Origin of the sequence: Methylobacterium sp. WL116, assembly GCF_008039455.1 — a bacterium.
Classification (GTDB): domain Bacteria; phylum Pseudomonadota; class Alphaproteobacteria; order Rhizobiales; family Beijerinckiaceae; genus Methylobacterium.
This window is the reverse complement of sequence record NZ_VRUV01000484.1, coordinates 1-3463: the sequence shown is the minus strand read 5'-3', so window position 1 is coordinate 3463 and position 3463 is coordinate 1. Positions and strand designations below refer to the sequence as shown.

Genomic DNA, 3463 nt, shown 5'->3' with positions numbered 1-3463 from the left:
GCTCCACGCCACCGCCTTCGCGCGGCCCTGGGACGCGCACGAGTTCGAGCGGATGCTGTGCGAGCGCGCGACGCAGGGGCACGCCCTGTGGCGGGCCGGCGCGATGCAGGGCTTCATCCTGTCCCGCAAGGTCGCCGACGAGGCCGAGATCCTCACCGTCGTGCTGGCGCCCTCCGCCCGCGGCGGCGGCCTGAGCCATCGGCTGCTGCGCGAGCATCTCGGGCACCTGGCGCTGATCGGCGTCGCGCAGGTCCACCTGGAGGTCGACGAGGGCAATGCGCCCGCGCTCAAGCTCTACGCCCGGCACGGGTTCATCCGGGTGGGCACGCGGACCGGCTACTACGCGCAGGCCGACGGCAGCCGCGCGACCGCGCTCACCATGCGCGCCGACCTGACGTGAGCGCCCGGTGACGCGCGTCGGGGTGGCCCTGCGCCTGGTCGTCTGCGCGCTGGCCTTCGCGCTGCTCGCCGGTCCGCACTGGCTGGCCCTGCGCTTCGGCGAGCGCCGCGGATGGGGCCTCGCGCCGGCGCTGTTCCACCGGGTGTTCCTGGCCCTGTTCTCGGTGCGCGTGACGCAGAGCGGCACCCCGCCCCGCCCCGGCGAGGCCGCGCTGGTGCTCGCCAACCACGTCTCCTGGCTCGACATCATCGCCGTCGGCTCGCTGCGGCCGCTCTCCTTCGTGGCGAAGTCCGAGATCGCCGGCTGGCCGGTGATCGGCACGCTCGCCGCCCTCCAGCGCACGGTGTTCATCGACCGGGCGCGGCGCGGCGCGACCGCGACCGTCAACGCCGCGATCGGCGACCGGCTGGCGCGGGGCGAGCTCGTGGTGCTGTTCGCCGAGGGCACCACCGGCGACGGCACCCGCCTGCTGCCGTTCCGCTCCTCGCTCGTCGGCGCGGCGCGGGCCGCGATCCAGGCGCGAGGGGCCGACGGCGGCCTCGACCGCATCCGCCTGCAGCCCCTGGCGATCACCTATCCGCGCCGCAACGGCCTGCCCGTGGGCCGGGCCGAGCGCCCCGAGATCGCGTGGTACGGCGACATGGACCTCGCCCCCCATCTCGCCCTGTTCTTCGAGCGCGGGCCGATCGACGTCCACGTGGTCTGGGGCCAGCCGATCGCCTTCGAGGCCGGCACCGACCGCAAGGCCGTCACGGTCCAGGCCGAGGCCGCCGTCCGCGCCGCGATGAAGGGCCCGGGGGCGATGCAGGGCCACGCGGGGGTGCCGGGCCACGCGCCCGCCCGGCCGCTGCCGGGCCTCACGGACGGCACGGCGGCCGCCTGAATCCCGTCAGGCCGGTTCGGTCGCGTGCGGCACGGTCGCCGTCAGCCGCAGGTTCATCGCCCTCAGGACGCGCACCGTCGTATCGAGGCTCGGATTGCCCTCCTCGGAGAGGGCCTTGTACAGGCTCTCGCGCGACAGGCCGGAGGTGCGGGCGATCCGCGTCATGCCGCGGGCGCGGGCGGCGACGCCGAGCGCGTGGCGGAAGAGCGCCGTGTCTCCTTCCTCGAAGGCCGCGGTGAGGTATTCCGCCAGCGCCTCGTCGGTCTCGAGATAGTCTGCCGAATCGTAGGGCTGCGTCTCGGTCATCCGCCGTCTCCATCCTTCAGATCTGCGGCCAGCGCCCTGGCCCGCACGATATCCCGTTGCTGGCTGCCCTTGTCTCCGCCGCAGAGCAGAACGATCAGGGCTTCGCCGCGACGGATGAAGTACAGTCGGTAGCCAGGTCCGTAATCGATGCGCATCTCGCTCACCCCGGAGCCGACCGGCTTCGCGTCGCCGGCATTGCCCAGAGCGAGACGGTCGATCCGGATCGCGATCCGCGCCTTGGCACGCGGATCCCGCAAGGCGCCGAGCCAAGCATCGAAATCAGCCGTGCGTCGGACCGGAATCCTAAATGTTCGTATTCTATAGGATACGGACTGGCAAGCGCTCGGACCGGGTCGCGACGGCGGGCCGGATCTATGATAGAGGCGTGCCGCCTCGGCCGCAGAGATGTTCGCGCGCCGTATCCCAAGGAACCCGGGACCCGACGCGGTGTCGAAAAAAGCCTTCGTCAAATCCTACGGCTGCCAGATGAACGCCTACGACGCCGCCCGCATGGCGGACGTCCTGGCCGAGCAGGGGTTCTCCGCCACCGACGCCGTCGAGGAGGCGGACGTGGTGGTGCTCAACACCTGCCACATCCGCGAGAAGGCGGCCGAGAAGGTCTATTCCGAGCTCGGCCGGCTGCGCGTGCTCAAGGACGCGCGGAAGCTCGAAGGCCGCGACACCCGCATCGTCGTCGCCGGCTGCGTCGCGCAGGCGGAAGGCTCCGAGATCCTGCACCGCGCGCCCGTGGTGGACGTGGTCGTCGGGCCGCAGAGCTACCATCGGCTGCCGGACCTGCTCGCCCGCTCGCATGCCAGGCGCGTGGTCGACACCGAATTCCCCGTCGAGGACAAGTTCGACCACCTGCCGGCGCGCCGCACCGCGGGCGTCTCCGCCTTCCTCACGGTGCAGGAGGGCTGCGACAAGTTCTGCGCGTTCTGCGTGGTGCCCTACACCCGCGGCGCCGAGGTCTCGCGTTCCGTCGCCGCCGTCGTCGCGGAGGCGGAGAAGCTCGCCGCCGGTGGGGTCCGCGAGATCGGCCTCGTCGGCCAGAACGTGAACGCCTATCACGGGCTCGGGGCCGACGGCGGCGCGGCGACGCTGGCCGATCTGATCCGCGCGGTGGCGCGCGTGCCGGGCATCGCGCGGATCCGCTACACCACGAGCCACCCCAACGACATGGGCGACGACCTGATCGCGGCCCATGCCGAGATCCCGGCGCTGATGCCCTACCTGCACCTTCCGGTGCAGTCGGGCTCCGACCGGATCCTGTCCGCGATGAACCGCCGCCACACCGGGGACGCCTACCGGCGGATCATCGACCGCGTCCGCAGGGCCCGCCCCGACATCGCCCTGTCCTCGGACTTCATCGTCGGCTTTCCCGGCGAGACCGACGCCGAGTTCGCCGACACGATGCGGCTCGTCTCCGACATCGGGTTCGAGAGCGCCTATTCCTTCAAGTACAGCCCGCGCCCCGGCACGCCGGCCGCCGAGCGCAGCGACGCGGTCCCGGAGGACGTGATGACCGGCCGCCTGCACGCGCTGCAGGCGCTGCTCGACGCGCAGCGCCACGCGTTCCAGCGCGCGGCGGTGGGGCAGGTGGTCGAGGTCCTGGTCGAGAAGGCCGGCCGCAGGCCCGGCCAGGTCGCGGGCAAGACGCCGCACCTGCTCGCCGTTCAGTTCGACGCCCCCACCTCCCGTATCGGGCAGGTCGTGCCCGTGCGCATCGTCGAGGCGGGGACCAACAGCCTGTTCGGCGCGGCGATCGAGGCCGCGGCGGCCGCGTAGGGCGGCGGGCCGGGCGATGAAGGGAGTGTTCGTGGCGTCATTCGACGGAACGGCCGGGCGCAGCGGCCCCTTGCGCGGGCGCGGGC

The 3463-nt window shown here is 72.7% G+C and carries 5 protein-coding genes; 3 read left to right on the top strand and 2 right to left on the bottom strand.

The annotated features are described in order from the left end of the window. Together FV223_RS23180 and FV223_RS23175 are read left to right on the top strand one after the other, a co-directional pair. On the top strand, positions 1–400 hold a 400-nt coding region (locus tag FV223_RS23180; protein ID WP_147729196.1), incomplete at its 5' end, for a GNAT family N-acetyltransferase. A 7-nt stretch (positions 401–407) separates the two neighbouring features. Continuing rightward, positions 408–1283 (top strand): lysophospholipid acyltransferase family protein, encoded by an 876-nt coding sequence (locus FV223_RS23175; protein ID WP_147729195.1) that lies wholly within the window; start codon positions 408–410, stop codon positions 1281–1283. 6 nt (positions 1284–1289) lie between these two features. Here FV223_RS23175 and FV223_RS23170 read toward each other — a convergent pair whose 3' ends face one another. After that, on the bottom strand, positions 1290–1589 hold the full coding sequence (locus FV223_RS23170; RefSeq protein ID WP_147729194.1) for an addiction module antidote protein: 300 nt from the start codon (positions 1587–1589) through the stop codon (positions 1290–1292). Beyond that, positions 1586–1891: a type II toxin-antitoxin system RelE/ParE family toxin gene (locus FV223_RS23165; protein ID WP_147729197.1), complete on the bottom strand. Its 306-nt coding sequence runs from the start codon at positions 1889–1891 to the stop codon at positions 1586–1588. The genes FV223_RS23170 and FV223_RS23165 overlap by 4 nt, the downstream gene beginning before the upstream one ends. Positions 1892–1994: 103 nt before the next feature. Between FV223_RS23165 and miaB the strand changes: the two genes are divergently transcribed. After that, a complete protein-coding gene (miaB, locus tag FV223_RS23160) occupies positions 1995–3377 on the top strand; it encodes a tRNA (N6-isopentenyl adenosine(37)-C2)-methylthiotransferase MiaB (RefSeq protein ID WP_147729193.1) in 1383 nt (460 codons plus the stop codon). Positions 3378–3463 lie beyond the last annotated feature (86 nt).

Excerpts from the sequence above, each read along its gene's own strand:
- FV223_RS23170 (WP_147729194.1), bottom strand. The coding sequence starts at position 1,589 with ATGACCGAGACGCAGCCCTACGATTCGGCAGACTATCTCGAGACCGAC.
- miaB (WP_147729193.1), top strand. The coding sequence starts at position 1,995 with ATGTTCGCGCGCCGTATCCCAAGGAACCCGGGACCCGACGCGGTGTCG.